This is a genomic window from Anaerocolumna chitinilytica, assembly GCF_014218355.1.
Lineage (GTDB): Bacteria > Bacillota > Clostridia > Lachnospirales > Lachnospiraceae > Anaerocolumna > Anaerocolumna chitinilytica.
On the sequence record NZ_AP023368.1, the window covers coordinates 4,178,486 to 4,193,405 of the forward strand.

The 14,920-nt window shown below is 36.6% G+C and carries 15 protein-coding genes; 5 read left to right on the forward strand and 10 right to left on the reverse strand.

Annotation, left to right across the window (positions count from 1 at the left end; genetic code table 11):
* The first annotated feature begins 93 nt into the window (after nucleotides 1–93).
* The 4 genes from ribD (at nucleotide 94) to ribH (ending at nucleotide 3,738) form a co-directional block, all read left to right on the forward strand.
* Nucleotides 94–1,197 carry a bifunctional diaminohydroxyphosphoribosylaminopyrimidine deaminase/5-amino-6-(5-phosphoribosylamino)uracil reductase RibD gene (ribD, locus tag bsdcttw_RS18170; protein ID WP_185256234.1) on the forward strand — a complete coding sequence of 368 codons (1,104 nt, stop codon included), beginning with the start codon at nucleotides 94–96 and terminating at the stop codon, nucleotides 1,195–1,197.
* The gene (locus bsdcttw_RS18175) at nucleotides 1,182–1,811 is read left to right on the forward strand and encodes a riboflavin synthase (RefSeq protein WP_185256235.1); all 630 of its coding nucleotides are present in this window, start codon (nucleotides 1,182–1,184) and stop codon (nucleotides 1,809–1,811) included. The genes ribD and bsdcttw_RS18175 overlap by 16 nt, the downstream gene beginning before the upstream one ends.
* A gap of 47 nt (nucleotides 1,812–1,858) precedes the next feature.
* A complete protein-coding gene (locus bsdcttw_RS18180; RefSeq protein ID WP_185256236.1) occupies nucleotides 1,859–3,061 on the forward strand; it encodes a bifunctional 3,4-dihydroxy-2-butanone-4-phosphate synthase/GTP cyclohydrolase II in 1,203 nt (400 codons plus the stop codon).
* Between the two features lie 206 nt (nucleotides 3,062–3,267).
* Nucleotides 3,268–3,738 (forward strand): 6,7-dimethyl-8-ribityllumazine synthase, encoded by a 471-nt coding sequence (gene ribH / locus bsdcttw_RS18185; RefSeq protein ID WP_185256237.1) that lies wholly within the window; start codon nucleotides 3,268–3,270, stop codon nucleotides 3,736–3,738.
* 150 nt (nucleotides 3,739–3,888) lie between these two features.
* On the opposite strand, the gene bsdcttw_RS18190 is transcribed toward ribH, so the two are convergent.
* From bsdcttw_RS18190 to bsdcttw_RS18230, 9 genes are all read right to left on the reverse strand, one after another.
* Complete coding sequence (locus tag bsdcttw_RS18190; RefSeq protein WP_185256238.1) at nucleotides 3,889–5,118, reverse strand: DUF5050 domain-containing protein; 1,230 nt, start codon at nucleotides 5,116–5,118, stop codon at nucleotides 3,889–3,891.
* Nucleotides 5,119–5,231: 113 nt separating this feature from the next.
* The gene (locus tag bsdcttw_RS18195) at nucleotides 5,232–5,741 is read right to left on the reverse strand and encodes a hypothetical protein (protein WP_207726427.1); all 510 of its coding nucleotides are present in this window, start codon (nucleotides 5,739–5,741) and stop codon (nucleotides 5,232–5,234) included.
* Nucleotides 5,742–5,843: 102 nt separating this feature from the next.
* Nucleotides 5,844–6,356 (reverse strand): hypothetical protein, encoded by a 513-nt coding sequence (locus bsdcttw_RS18200; protein WP_185256240.1) that lies wholly within the window; start codon nucleotides 6,354–6,356, stop codon nucleotides 5,844–5,846.
* Nucleotides 6,357–6,427: 71 nt separating this feature from the next.
* The gene (locus bsdcttw_RS18205; RefSeq protein WP_185256241.1) at nucleotides 6,428–6,859 is read right to left on the reverse strand and encodes a hypothetical protein; all 432 of its coding nucleotides are present in this window, start codon (nucleotides 6,857–6,859) and stop codon (nucleotides 6,428–6,430) included.
* Between the two features lie 49 nt (nucleotides 6,860–6,908).
* The gene (locus bsdcttw_RS18210) at nucleotides 6,909–7,094 is read right to left on the reverse strand and encodes a hypothetical protein (protein ID WP_185256242.1); all 186 of its coding nucleotides are present in this window, start codon (nucleotides 7,092–7,094) and stop codon (nucleotides 6,909–6,911) included.
* A 33-nt stretch (nucleotides 7,095–7,127) separates the two neighbouring features.
* Complete coding sequence (locus bsdcttw_RS18215) at nucleotides 7,128–8,213, reverse strand: tetratricopeptide repeat protein (RefSeq protein WP_185256243.1); 1,086 nt, start codon at nucleotides 8,211–8,213, stop codon at nucleotides 7,128–7,130.
* Nucleotides 8,214–8,482: 269 nt separating this feature from the next.
* The gene (locus bsdcttw_RS18220) at nucleotides 8,483–9,319 is read right to left on the reverse strand and encodes a DegV family protein (protein ID WP_185256244.1); all 837 of its coding nucleotides are present in this window, start codon (nucleotides 9,317–9,319) and stop codon (nucleotides 8,483–8,485) included.
* 366 nt (nucleotides 9,320–9,685) lie between these two features.
* Entirely contained in the window at nucleotides 9,686–11,758 is a 2,073-nt protein-coding gene (gene htpG / locus bsdcttw_RS18225) for a molecular chaperone HtpG (protein WP_185256245.1), read from the reverse strand.
* A gap of 123 nt (nucleotides 11,759–11,881) precedes the next feature.
* The gene (locus tag bsdcttw_RS18230; protein ID WP_185256246.1) at nucleotides 11,882–12,382 is read right to left on the reverse strand and encodes a DUF5721 family protein; all 501 of its coding nucleotides are present in this window, start codon (nucleotides 12,380–12,382) and stop codon (nucleotides 11,882–11,884) included.
* Between the two features lie 98 nt (nucleotides 12,383–12,480).
* On the opposite strand from bsdcttw_RS18230, the gene bsdcttw_RS18235 reads away from it, so the two are divergent.
* Complete coding sequence (locus tag bsdcttw_RS18235; protein WP_185256247.1) at nucleotides 12,481–12,666, forward strand: hypothetical protein; 186 nt, start codon at nucleotides 12,481–12,483, stop codon at nucleotides 12,664–12,666.
* Nucleotides 12,667–12,730: 64 nt separating this feature from the next.
* On the opposite strand, the gene bsdcttw_RS18240 is transcribed toward bsdcttw_RS18235, so the two are convergent.
* Complete coding sequence (locus tag bsdcttw_RS18240; RefSeq protein ID WP_185256248.1) at nucleotides 12,731–14,734, reverse strand: alpha-amylase family glycosyl hydrolase; 2,004 nt, start codon at nucleotides 14,732–14,734, stop codon at nucleotides 12,731–12,733.
* Nucleotides 14,735–14,920 lie beyond the last annotated feature (186 nt).

Below are 14,920 nucleotides of genomic sequence, written 5' to 3' on the forward strand. Positions count from 1 at the left end.
CATTTCAGAGTTTTTTTATCTACAAAGAAAATAATCAGGAGCTCCTGCCTTGAATATATATGTTCAAGGCATTTTTTATTATCGGAGGTACCTATGTCTGATGAAGAATATATGAATTACGCTCTTTTACTGGCAGAAAAAGGCGTTGGTTATGTGAACCCCAATCCTTATGTAGGCGCTGTTATAGTCAAAGACGGTAAAATTATCGGTCAGGGCTGGCACGAAAAATACGGCAGCTGGCATGCCGAGAGAAACGCACTTGCCGATTGTCTTAAGAGTCCCGAAGGCGGAACCTTGTATGTTACCTTGGAGCCTTGCTGTCACCATGGAAAGACACCCCCATGTACTGACGCCATTTTGCAAAGCGGAATAAAAAAGGTTGTCATTGGCTGCCTAGACCCAAATCCCCTTATAGCCGGAAAAGGTGCCGCTCTTTTGCGTAAAGCTGGTCTTGAAGTAATTACCGGTGTATCAGAGGATAAATGTCAAAAACTAAATGAGGTATTTTTCCACTATATCCAAACACATACTCCTTATGTTGTGATGAAATATGCTATGACAATGGATGGAAAAATAGCAACAGCAAGCGGAGATTCCAAATGGATTACAGGTTCCAGTGCAAGAGAAAATGTTCACAGAAGCCGGAACAAATACTCTTCGATTATGGTTGGCGTGGGTACTGTAATTACTGACAATCCTTCCCTTACCTGCCGCATTCCCGGTGGAAGAAATCCAATTCGAATCATCTGTGATACGGATTTAAATACTCCCCTGGATTCTACCGTTATCACCACAGCAAAAGAAGTAAGAACCATAATTGCCACTGCCTGTACCTGCAGCAATAGGCAAAAGCCTTACCTTACATATGGCTGTGAGATACTTTTAGTCAATCGTTATGAAAATTATATCGACCTAAAGCATTTGATGACAGAGCTTGCTAAGAGAGGTATTGACAGCATTCTGCTGGAGGGAGGTTCTGCTCTGAATTTTTCTGCACTAAAAAGCAGGATTGTAAATAAGGTACAAGGTTATATTGCTCCGAAACTTTTTGGAGGAGAACAATCAAAATCACCTATAGGCGGCACCGGCATTCAGGAAGTAACTAATTGCTTTACTCTAAAGAACCGGACTCTCACTTGGTTTGATGAAGATGTTCTAGTTGAAGGGGAGGTGGACTATACATGTTTACAGGAATAGTGGAAGAAACCGGCATTGTCAGAAATATAAGAAAAGGCGCCAAATCTGCCGTATTAACCATTGAAGGCAAAAAAATATTTGATGATTTAAAGCCCGGTGACAGTGTGGCAACAAATGGTGTATGTTTAACCGTTACAGATAACAAGAACTTTTCTTTTACCGCTGATGTGATGAATGCGACTCTTTTACGCTCTTCTCTTGGAAGCCTGACTGCTGGAACCAGAGTTAACCTGGAACGCGCCTTGGCGGTAAACGGAAGATTCGGCGGGCACATCGTTACCGGACATATTGACGGAACAGGTAAGATTACCTCCATTAAAAATGACGATATTGCCGTTTGGTATACAGTGAAAACCACTCCTGGAATTATGTCGTATATCATTGAAAAAGGCTCTATTACCATAGACGGAATCAGCCTGACGGTTGCAGAGGTTATGCAGGATGGCTTTCTTGTATCAGTTATTCCCCATACAGCCAAAGAAACCATACTTTCTGAGAAAAAAATAGGAAGTATCGTAAATATAGAGAACGATATTGTAGGTAAGTATATCAAAAAATTTACTCAAAAGAATAGCAGTATTACAGAAACATTCCTGTATGAAAATGGATTTTAGTTACCGGAGCCTTAAAGGCCCCAGGTAACGGAAAGGCTAGGTTTTATATGTTTAAATTCAGTACCATACCAGAAGCATTGGACGCTCTGAAAAAAGGGGAGATTATTCTTGTAACCGATGACGAAGACCGAGAAAATGAAGGAGATTTTATCTGCGCTGCAGAATTTGCCACTACTGAAAATATTAATTTCATGGCAAGTAACGGAAAAGGATTAATCTGTATGCCTATGAGCAATAAATATATCAGCCGTTTACAATTTCCTCAGATGGTATCCAACAACACTGACAACCATGGCACATCTTTTACTGTATCCATCGATTATGCACAGACAGCAACAGGTATATCCGCGGCAGAAAGAAGTATGACTGCGCTTAAGGTAGTTGACGAAAAGGCTAAACCCGAGGATTTTCGCCGCCCGGGTCACATGTTTCCTCTCCTTTCAAAAGCCAACGGTGTGCTGGAACGAGCTGGTCACACCGAGGCCACCGTGGATTTAATGCGTCTTGCCGGCCTCAAAGAGTGTGGAATATGCTGCGAAGTCATGGGAACAGACGGGCAAATGATGCGTTCTTCCGAACTTATTCAGCTTGCATTAAAGTGGAATATGAAATTTATTACCATCAAAGCGTTACAGGATTATCGTAAAAAATTCGATAAGCTGGTTGAGTGTGTTGCAAGTCCTGCTTTACCAACATCCTATGGTGATTTTCGTGCTTATGGTTACCGAAATAAATTAAATGGGGAACATCATGTGGCAATGGTAAAAGGTGATATTGGTGAAGGTCAGGAGGTTCTATGCCGTGTTCACTCCGAATGTCTGACCGGTGATGTTTTTCACTCCAGCCGCTGTGACTGCGGGGACCAGTTGGCACAAGCCATGAAAATGATTGAAAAGGAAGGCAGAGGTATCCTTCTGTATATGCGCCAGGAAGGTAGAGGTATCGGCCTCTTGAATAAGCTAAAGGCTTATGAGCTTCAAAGTCAGGGCATGGACACCATTGAAGCAAATCTTGCCCTTGGTTTTGCAGAGGATATGCGGGAATATTATATCGGTGCTCAAATACTCCGGGATCTCGGCGTAAAAACCATGCGGCTTATAACCAACAATCCGGACAAAGTATATCAATTATCTGATTTTGGCATTGAGATTACAGAACGGGTTCCTATTGAAATCGAAGCAAACGAACATGACAAGCAATATTTACAAACAAAGCAAACTAAAATGGGACATTTCTTAAATATAAGATAAAAAAGGCTTGTAAGAAAATAAAAGTATAATTTACTTTAATCTTCTGCCTGTGATAACCTCCGTTCAAATATGAAATTATTGAAGAAGGTATCATAAGGCATGAAATGCTGAAAGGCACAAACAATGCACATATTCCCGCATGGAATATCCCTGTAAAACAGAAACAGAATTTACAAACATAAATTTAAGAGAGGCAAGGATTAACTATGAAAACATTTGAAGGAAAACTAGTATCAGAGAGCATTCGAATAGGTATTGTTGCAGCAAGATTTAATGAATTCATCACCTCAAAATTACTGAGCGGTGCCATAGATGCTTTAACAAGGCATGAAGTAAAGGAGGAGGACATTGAATTAGCCTGGGTTCCCGGTGCTTTTGAAATTCCTCTCCTGGCTGCAAAAATGGCTAAAAGCGGACGGTATGATGCAATTATATGCCTGGGTGCAGTAATCCGCGGCAGCACTACCCATTATGATTATGTCTGCAGTGAAGTCTCCAAAGGAATTGCAAATGTTTCCCTAAGCAATGATATACCGGTTATGTTCGGAGTGCTTACAACTGAAAATATTGAACAAGCGATAGAGCGCGCCGGTACGAAAGCAGGAAACAAAGGTTTTGATTGCGCTGTGGGTGCTATTGAAATGGTGAATCTGATAAGGGAATTTGACCGAATATAAATTATCTTTTGATAGAATTAAGTTTCTATTAATGTAAAATAAAAGCAAACCTTGTCTGGGTTATTCCCGCTGCCAAGGTTTGCTTCAACATACAAATATTTTTCGTCATAAAAATCAAAAGCTATCCACTCTAAACCAATCCCGAACCTCTTATTTAAACTGTGTAAGTATCTTACCAGTAGAATCTGCAACATACCATGTAATCCCAACATATCTGCCTCTCCATCCATAGCTGGCATCATTGTAGTCCATACAGGTTACTGGAATTAACAGATAGTCACCAAGTTTTTTAACCGATGCATAATAATCATATTTTTTATTTTGCTTGTAAGATATAGTAATAAAAGATTTAATAAAACCTTTCTTATTGGTTCCGGATGTAAAACGGGATACTCTAATCGATTCCTTACCGTCAGCTTTCGCACAATAAGTTTTATCTCCTAGAATATTGAAGGATTCTGTTCCAGTGGTTTTATAACTATAGGTGGAGGTTTTACCGGTCATTACATTGTATATATATCGTTTTTCGCTGCTTTCGGTTCCGTTATTAAAAATGCCCTTTTCATTATAATAAATCCTATCTTCATATAACTGTTTCACGATAACGGATTTTTTATTAGTATTGGAATCTAATTTTTTTAAAGTTCCATACCAATAGTTGCCGGAACCTTGATACGTTCCATATTGATAATAAATATCCCCGTTTAATTTAACAACATCAGAGACCTTGGGTATTCCTGGTTCATCTGAGGCAATTTTATCCGTGGTCAAAACTGATAGCTTTGTCTGACCAGACATCAGCGTATATAATGTTAGTTGTGAGGAACCTTCCTTAAACTGACTAAAATACAAAGTATTGTCTATGGCTTTCACAAAATTAAAGTTCTCATTTCCGGTAAAAATCAAGGTAGCCTCTGCGCTTTCATAATTCCTTTTATATAGTTTGCTTTCTTCTCCATTCATTACCGTATAATAGATACTGCTGTCATCAAGATAAAGAAAGTAGCCGTCGCAAATAGTTTTTTGTTCTTTGGTATCAATGGAAACAGTTGAAGTCTGATAAGTGTCTTTTTCTCCATTATAACAGGTATAATACAAAGAGTTGTTATGAATCATCATTCCCAGTATATCATTCTTTGACGTTAATAATCTGGTTTTATTACCTGTAGCTACCTCCAATTGATAGATATCATAGGAATACACATCGCCTTCTACTCTCTGGATATAATAGATATCTCCCTTGTCTTCCAGCATGGGTGAATATTCATAAACTGTCTTATTTGTGGCTGCACTGGTAATCATAGCATTATTTGGCAGAAAAAAGACCGTTATAAGTAAAATAATTATAAAGTTTCGTATTCGTTTTGTTATTGTGTTCATAGCATTCCTCTTTTCTCTAGTAGTTCATATTATTTGCAAATTCAGTATTAAATATAGATACACTCCAGATATACATTCAAGGTATTATCATGTCTTTTTGTATTGTAATCTAATTAGTCACTTTGAATCATACATAGTTTCCCGTGTTCCGGGTCTGACTTCTTCCATTCATATGTAATAAGATAATCCGTGCCATCGGCTTTTATCATCTTTAGAACCAGCATTGGACATTCTAATGCTATATCCCTTCCATTCTGATTTATTGTAATCTCCATTTTATTTTCCTGGATGCTTTTTACAGATGTAACACATGTTATATTCCAGATTTGATTCTGATCCTTAACAAATACTATTTGCATGACACATAATGCAAGAAGAATCAGACTTAAAAACCTGTTAGATTTTTCCCCTTTTTCTTTCATACTTTTGCTTATTGTTAATAACATCCAGATAATAGTAGCAATGATGCTTAGAAAAGGTATAAGTCCTAGGAACTCATGTACATTGTAACTGAAAATAGTGTAGATACCATATCTCGACATCTCATTATCACTAAGATATACTAACCAAAGCAACAATGCAACTAAAAAAATAATAACTATGTTTTTTCTCCTATCATTCATAATCAGCGCTTTCTGCATTCATAATATTGTTTTATATAGTATTTAATTTTCTTTCTGTATTTGTAAAACTAGGTTACAATTGCCTCTCTGAAATCAGAAATGTTAATATGCATAAACTGTTACGGGAATACTTTTCCGATTAACATCATAGAGTTCAAAACTTTCACAATTATCCGGAAGAATGACAGTAAAGGGTTTTGTAGGATCAACTAATATGGGAGAAATGTCTTTGTTTCCAAAAACAATTGTTTTTACCTTGTCACGATTCATAGATAGAAGCAAAGAACCATAATCTAAAAAGGTGAATTCTGCCACACCATCTGCTATCGCACCCTCTGAACCACCTGTATAAAAGAAATAACCCAAAGAAAATCCCTTCCTATTCAGATAGATAGAGTATACCGATTCATCCGAATGATCGCCATAAAAAATCATTGCACCGATATTATCACTGACTGCTTTTTCGACCGACCAGGATTTCACAATATGCTGATTTTTTCTGGCATCCTGTTCTAATCTTGATGCAGTGATTCCTATAATCCCGAAATTGTAGAGAAGCAAGGAAATAAAAAGGATACTTACAACAACTGTAATCATTATTTTAAATCTTTTCATCATACACTCTCCTGTTTTTTCATAAAATTATATTTTTTTCTATTCAGGCAAATGCCAAAACCCTACCCTGCCTACGACATGATTTCATAAGTTATTTCCAGATCCTTGAAGGCATCAAAATCTCTCTCGTGTAAATTTAGATAAGCGTTTCTTTCATGTGAACATACGGCGAGAACGATATTATCATTCTCATAAAAAGTAATGTCCTCATATTCGATTCCATCAATTATATATGGAAAATCATATAATCCCTTCATATTAGTTACAATGGATGAATAAACTTGACCTATTTTAAAATAACACATTTCAAAAACCGGGTTCATCGTTACCGGAGTAACTCTGGTATACATTGTTTTAATAAATTCATCAGATGTAGATGTAAATCTATTATCCGGTTTTTCAGAAAAATTACTATATTGCAGTTCTTCAAACATTGCTAATTCCTGATTAAAGAGTTCATCAAAATATGAAAATGCATCATGTTCGTTATTAAAATGTAACATATCGTTTAGTCTGAATTGATAATTATTCCGATTATTTTTATACTTTTCTCTACGTTCCGCATCCTCTTTGTATATATTCTTTATATTCCTTTTGCATTTGTATGAATTCTGATTCATTCAAGAAATCAGTATAATATCTGGACACTGATATAGAATTGCTTCTCTTACTTACCAAGTTTATCAGTTCAATAAACCTTCCACTGATAACATCTTCACAGATTGATATCTTTATCATGAATTGTCCTCCTATATTTCTCAATTACACATCTTATTTCCATACATAATGTCTCGGGCATTTAATATAGTAACATTCGTATAAAATATCATAATAAGTATCTGCTTTAGGTACTATATCCTCATTAAAAATCTCATTATAACATTTCCATATATCATCTAGTCTCTTTCTCTCTGATGATATATAATATTCTAAGTCCTCTTCCTCTTCAAAGTCTGATGTATTACTTTGTTTTTCAAGTACATCAAGTTTTATCTTTTCTGTGATATCATGTAATTTTTCTAATGCTTCTTCGAATTTACCGAGTTGTTTCAGTGAGTAAAAATATTTATTAAGCCAACTAGCGTCCTCAAGATAATTACATCTATCGTATAAATCAACACATTCCTTATAATCTTTTAAAATATACAAATAATCAGCCATTTCATCTATATCAAAATCAAATTCCTGGTATGACGTTTTCATAAGCAACCGGGCGATTTCTTTCGCTCGTTTTATATCACCTTTAAGTGCTAATTCTCTGCCAAGGGTAAGTGCAATTTTGGCATCTTGTTCTTCATTATCAAATGGATATACGTATAAAGATTCTAATATTTTAATTCCCTCTTCAAGTCTTGAATCTGCCAATAAGCTTACTGCTTCACAGTATGAATATATTCTTTTTTCCGAGTTAATAAATGCTTTATGGAACCATTCAGATGCCATTTCGAATCTCTTATTTTCGAAGTAGTATTTTCCCAATGCATAGTATGTATTAGGAAATTTTGAGTTATGAAAAACTGCGTTTTGTAGCAGCTCAACTGCTTGCTGTTCTTTTTCTTTCCCACATTCCTCGAGATAAAAATAAGCTATATCAGTAGCCCATAAAGCATAGCTATCATTTGAAAAATTATCTTTATTCTTATCATAGCATTCTTCTAACACTTTAAGGGATTGGTTCGTATCTTCTCTTAATTCACACAGTATCATTGCCAGTAAGCAAAATGCTTCAATATTTTTAGAATCTGAGACGATTATTTGTTCTAAACGTTCCTTGTATACTGTAAATATTTCAGCTCTTTCTTCAAAATCCAATTCTATAGAGCTCTGCAATTTCAGTATTATATCATTTAAATCCATTTGCTCACCACCCGGTCTGAAAATATAGCTTTATCTGAAGGTATTATAACATTATATAAGTGTAAATTACAGTAAATTTTCGTTATTAGAAGCTACATGTGCTCAATAATATACAATACAAAAAACAGACCTGAGACAGGGCGGTTCAATGCCCTATCTAGGTCTGAATTTATAGATGCTCTCGCATAATTTTCTATTTTTATTTTCTACTGTCAAGATAAATAGGATTGCTTTTTGAGATCTAGGTTTATTCAGCGACAAAATCTTTATTAGTAACAAATAATTATTCCGCCATCTCCTGCATACATCGTACTGACTCCGGCAGTCGAAACAATGATACAGTCCTTGAAATGAACTCTTTTTAATACCTCATCCCTAACATACATGGCTCTTTCAAGATTATTGCAATGAGCGATTGCAAATATTCTCTCTTCCGGTTTCTTCACATCTTTTTCTACGGAATCTACCATTATTCCAAGTGCTTTCTGTATTCCTCTTGCCTGGTCTAATTTATTGATCGTTCCCTCCGGTGTTCCGTACATGACCGGTTTTATATTTAATACGCTGCTTATAATAGCCTTAAGGCCAGTTAACCGCCCGCTCTTTCTAAGTGTGTCCAGATTCTCAAGTACGAATTTTGTACTCATGCCTTCACGGAATTTATGAACCAGTTCCACAATCTTGGCAAATTCCATTCCTTTTTCAGCATATTCCTGTATCTTTAATGCGATAAGAGTCTGACCCACAGATGCGGAACAGGAATTGAAGATTTCTATATTCTTATGAGGGTTCTCTTCCAGGTACAGCTTTTTAGCAACCTCTGCACTGTTAAAAGAACCGCTTAAATTGCCGGAAAGAGTGACTACATAAATATCTTCTTCTCCTTTAAAATGCTCCATATAGGCATCCGGCGAAGGGCATGAGGATTTCGGTGCTATCGGTGACTCGCTCACCAGCGTAAGAAATCTTCTCTGATTAAAGGTTTCATCATCAACGATTGATTTCTCTCCCACTTGTAAAGTTAGGGGTACAACACAGAAATGTTCGTCCTTTCTCATTTCCTGTGTCAAATCCGTGCAGCTATCTACAATTATCCTGTATGACATTGTTTCCCTCCAAATTTAAGATTCACTTTTATAGGCAGTATCTTAATAAATAATAATATCATTTGCAATTTGGTTACCATAATACATATTAGTTATGTCAACCATATTTCTTTATTCCAAATACTAGGTTATGTAGTTTTGATTACTACCAATTGTAACATATATTATTATACTTTTAAAGAGGTTAAATTATAAAATTTTAAAAATTATTTCAAAAAGGCAGCCTGATTCTTATTAAAAATCAGGCTGCCCTTCTGCTAATTCTCTATATAATTTGCTTTTTTACTCTGAAATTTATTCAGACAATATTTACTGTCCTATTAAGTGTTTTGTTTCCAACATAGGTTTGATTTATAAAGGAAGGAACTATTTTGCTAATATCTCCATAATCTCATTGCTTCTTGCAATAAAGTTTGTCATAGCTTCTGCTTCCAGAGGCTTGTGGCTTAATAAGGCAAGATCATAGAGCTGTGAGCAGAATAAGGATACATACTGGCTGTCCTCATGTTCGAAGATATATTGAACAAGCTTATTATTTGCATTGAGTACTAAAGTCTCACTGCTGCCAAACATGTTAGGATCCATACCATACATGTTATACATCTTCATCATATCCTGCATTCTGCGGCTTTCTTCCGATAAAGTTATCATGGAAGAAACTTTATCATTCTTAAGTTTAAGAACCTTTACCTCCAGCTTTTCTTTATTAAGAGTCTTTCTAAAGAGTTCTGTAAGCTTGTCGTTCTCTGCTTTTAGAGCCTCCTCGCTATGACCTTCTTCTTTAAAGCTGTCCGTAATGTCCGCATCAATACGCTGGAATTTGTAGCCTTGCTCCGTTTGCTCCAGCTGGGTGATAAAAGGCTGGTCAATATTGTGGGTAAGGATAAGGGCGTCAATTCCCTCCTGCTTGAACATATTGATGTACTGGCTCTGCTGCTGTTCATTCGTTACATAGTAAACGACATCTTTCTGTTCTTCCTTCTTATCGGAGGCATCCTCAGAAGCAGTATTATCTTCCTTCTTAGGCTCTTCTGCTGTTTCAGATGCAGTATCTGCTGAATCTGCTTTCGCAGCTTTTACATATTCCGGTAATGTTAGGTATTTACCATCCAGGTTCTTAAAGATAATAAAATCCTTCATCTTCTCTCTGAATTTATCATCCTTTAAGCAGCCGAATTTGATGAAAGGGCTGATATCATCCCAGAATTTCTCATAGTTTTCTCTTTCAACCTTATACATACCGGATAACTTATCGGCAACCTTTTTGGAGATGTATTCGGAGATCTTCTTTACAAAGCCATCATTCTGAAGTGCGCTTCTGGATACGTTAAGAGGCAGGTCAGGACAATCAATGGCACCCTTTAAAAGCATGAGGAATTCAGGAATAACTTCCTTGATATTATCAGCGATGAATACTTGATTGCTGTAAAGCTTAATGGTTCCCTCTAAAGTATCATATTCTGTGTTTAATTTAGGGAAATATAAAATACCCTTAAGGTTAAAAGGATAATCCATATTTAGATGAATCCAGAATAAGGGCTCTTTATAATCATGGAATACATTACGATAGAATTCTTTATATTCCTCTTCCGTTACATCATTAGGGTGCTTTGTCCACAAAGGAGTAGTATTATTGATGGGCTTTGGCGCCTTAGGCTTCTTCTCTTCTGTCTTAGCCTCAACAGCTCCTTCCGTAACATTACCGTCTTCATCAACGGAAGCATCTATGATATCCTCATTTGAATCCTCAGCTTCCTGGGTTTCTAACTCATCTTCCTCTAACTCTGCTTCCGGTTCTTCTTTCGCATTTGCATTCTTAAAGTAAATCTCAACAGGCATAAAGGAGCAGTATTTTTCAATTACTTCTTTTGCACGGTATTCATTTGAAAATTCATAGCTATCTTCGTTGAGGTAAAGGGTGATTTCAGTTCCTCTAACTGTTTTGTCCCCAGGTTCCATTGTAAACTCTGTGCCGGCTTCAGATTCCCAGTGTACACTTTCAGCACCTTCCTGCCAGGACAAGGTATCAATTGTTACCCTATCTGCTACCATAAATGCACTGTAAAAACCTAAACCGAAGTGTCCGATAATTTGCTCTTCGTTGGTCTTATCCTTATACTTATTTAAGAAATCTGTTGCTCCGGAGAAGGCGATCTGGTTAATATACTCTTTTACTTCATCAGCAGTCATACCGATTCCGTTATCAATAAACTTTAAGGTTTTTTCTTCCGGGTTTACAATCACATCAATTCTGTATTTATTATCCTCCGGAAGGTTAGCTTCTCCCATAAGTTCCAATTTCTTCAATTTTGTGATAGCATCGCTGCCATTGGATATTAATTCACGAAAGAAAATATCATGGTCGGAATACAACCATTTTTTTATAATGGGAAATATGTTTTCGGAATTAATGGACAGACTACCATGTTCATTCTTCATATTAAATCACTCCTTTTATTAATTTGTTTCACATAAAAATTATATTAATACGCTTGTAATAGTTTGTCAAGACAAAATTAGCACTCATCTACAATGAGTGCTAACAAATTCTATCCTATTGATTTAACTATAGTCTTCCGCTGCAATATTTTCTTTTTTCAGGAATTTTCTAATGCTTTCATCCCAATAATTATCCAGTGTTTTATCCAAAGTAAATGTACTGATAGAGGTTCCTGTAGTAATTAAGAGGATATCCTTTTCATACCGGATATTCAAATATAGGCCATTAATATCTCCTGGAGTTAAAGAAGCACCGGATTGTTTCAGTACTCTTTCCGTATTCTCCGAAGATAACAACATTACGATTTTTATAAATGCCGGAAGCTTGTTTCCTTTTATGATTGAGAAAACATAGGGCTTTATTTCAGACCATTTCGCATATTGTTCAAGTTTTAGTTCTTCTTTTTCTTCTTCCGTATAAAATTTCATATTCATTCTGCCCTCGATGGAAAAATGGGCATAGGTTGTAATCTCTGCCTCGGAGAGAAGAAAACTGTCAAAAACCTTTTGTATCAAAAGGCTTCCCATAAAGCTCTTAACATCCAGAATTTTTAATGATAACAAGTATATTTCCTCCCAACATACAAATACTAATGCCAAAATATAATAACCTATTTCATTTCCATACAGAAGTTTTTTATTTCAGTAAGGAGGGATTTTATATGTATTTTGACCATTCTAAAAGAAGTTATTACCGATTTCCAAATCAAAACAGCGTAACTGATTTTGACTCCCAAGAGCCAATGTATTTCCCGGATAAACATTCAGAACTATATAATCAATACTCTGACCTTTATCTGGATTCCAACGGTTACCAGAGAGAAGATCTACAGGATAGGTATTCCTGACTTTTCTGATTTTGTATAATTATTTACTGTCAGGGGCTTTTGCAACAGCCCCTTCTCTTGTCAGCTAATTCACACTTTGGTTTTTACGGCTTTTATAAACATTGATTGTTTTTCCAGGAAGCGTAAAGGATTTAACCTTTTCCCCAGCTTCTGCTGCTATATTGCCCTCTGACGTAGAGAGCAACAGATTCCATACCTGCCCGGCTGGTAAATCCGGCAGATGAAACTCCTTTTTTTCCTGATGAAAATTAAAAGCGATATAAAAACTGTCATCAAAATTTCTATGGTCCGTACTTGCATAGGCTCCGCAGAGCATAATACCTAGCAGTCTGCTGTAATGGTCATACTGGGTATACCAGGGAGTGGTTCCGTGAAATGAGATATCCGGCATCCCACAGAAAATATAGTCCGTCTGACGAAAGGGTTCCATTCTGCGAAAAACTGGATGCTCCTTCCTAAGGGCAATCAGTTCCTTCACCCATTGAAAAGTGTCATTTTCCTTTTGAAGGTTCTCCCAGTTAAGCCAGCTGATCTCATTATCCTGACAATAAGGATTATTATTTCCCTCCTGGCTGTTTAAGAATTCATCTCCGGAAAGTATCAGGGGGGTGCCTTGGCTTAGTAACAGCATGGTAAATGCGTTTCTTACCTGCCTTTTTCTTAATTCCAGTATGGCAGTCTTCCCTGTTTTTCCTTCTTTTCCACAGTTCCAGCTATAATTGTAATCTTGACCGTCTCTGTTATTTTCTCCATTAGCCTCATTATGCTTCTTATCATAGGAAAACAAATCAATTAATGTAAAGCCGTCATGGTTGGTAATATACTTTATACAGCCCCAGTCTTCACTGAGCTTTGTAAACTCTCCTGCAAATCCTCTGACCTGCTCTTCCTCTCCTCGCAGTAAACGCTTACTGGCTATACTATAGCTGTTGGTACATTCTGCATAGTTTAAGAATATTTTATTCTTCTCTATGGCCGTCTTATAATCCCAGCCTTCGGATATAATCTTGCAACGGCCAAGTACCGGGTCAGTGGCTAAAACAGATACCGGAAGTACTTCATTGGATAATTTAAAGCCGTCTATATGATAGGCTCTAACCCAATATCGAAGGCACTCCAGGGCATAGACTGTATTGGTACCGGGAGTAAAATTCATCTCCAGAATAACTTCCAACCCATTTGAGTGCAATGCCTTCACCATATCCTTCATTTCTCTGTCGGCCTCATCGGGCAGACTTGCATAAGAAGCTTTGGGTGCAAAATAAGCGTTACTCCCTCCATAGCCCCAATAATTAATTCTGTCCTCTATCCCTTCTGCCTTCATGGACTCTTCAAAATCATAAGCCGGCATTAATAGAAGACAATTAACACCAAGTTCTCTAAGGTAGGAAATCTTTTCTGTAATTCCTCTAAAAGTTCCCGGATTTTTAACTCCTGATGTGGTATCCCTGGTAAAACCTCTTACATGCAGTTTATAAAGAACTGTTTCACTGTATGCCCTGCCAAGGGGGAGGTCACCTTCCCAGTTATACACATCTGTTGCAATTCCGCTAAGAAGCTTCTTTTCTTTCTTCCTTCCGAATTCTTCTCTTCCATATATCAAAGTAGCACATGGATCCAGAAATTCTCCCCTTCTTGTTTCATAAAGATAACCCAGCTCTTTTAAGTAGTCTTCCCGGTCACCAAAATATTTCATTAAATTCTTATGTTTTATGAATACCGAAAAATTATTCCCAGTCTTAACTTCTTCTGTCAGCCGGTAAGAAAGAAGCAGCCTGTCTGAAATCTTATCATAGAAATTCAGCCTGCATTCTTTCTCGGTAGACGAAAAATAAGTAAATGTAAGCCCTTCTTTTGAAAATGTTACACCTAATTTATCTGGGGAAGCTTTTGCTGCTGCGGTTGCTTTGATCACTGAAGCTGCTTTCGAAGCAACTGTATTTTTCGAACCAGCTGCTTTTCTTAATTCCTTCATTTCATTCTGTGTAGTTTCCTCTTCCTTCTGTGCAGTTTCCTCTTCCAGCTCTCCAGTTGTTTCTGTAACCCTTTCTTGCCTTTTAACCTTCATCCGTACCTTCCTTCTCGAAATAGGTTTGCACCTTCTTTTCATGGCTTCCATTAAATTCCTGAATTATAGTATTAATTATATCATTTCAGTAAATATGAATCAAGTTTATCCAGTATCAAAGCTGTTATAAACAAAAAAGAAGTTCTGTTCTCCGAATATCTTGTGCCAGCTCAGCAAACAGATAGT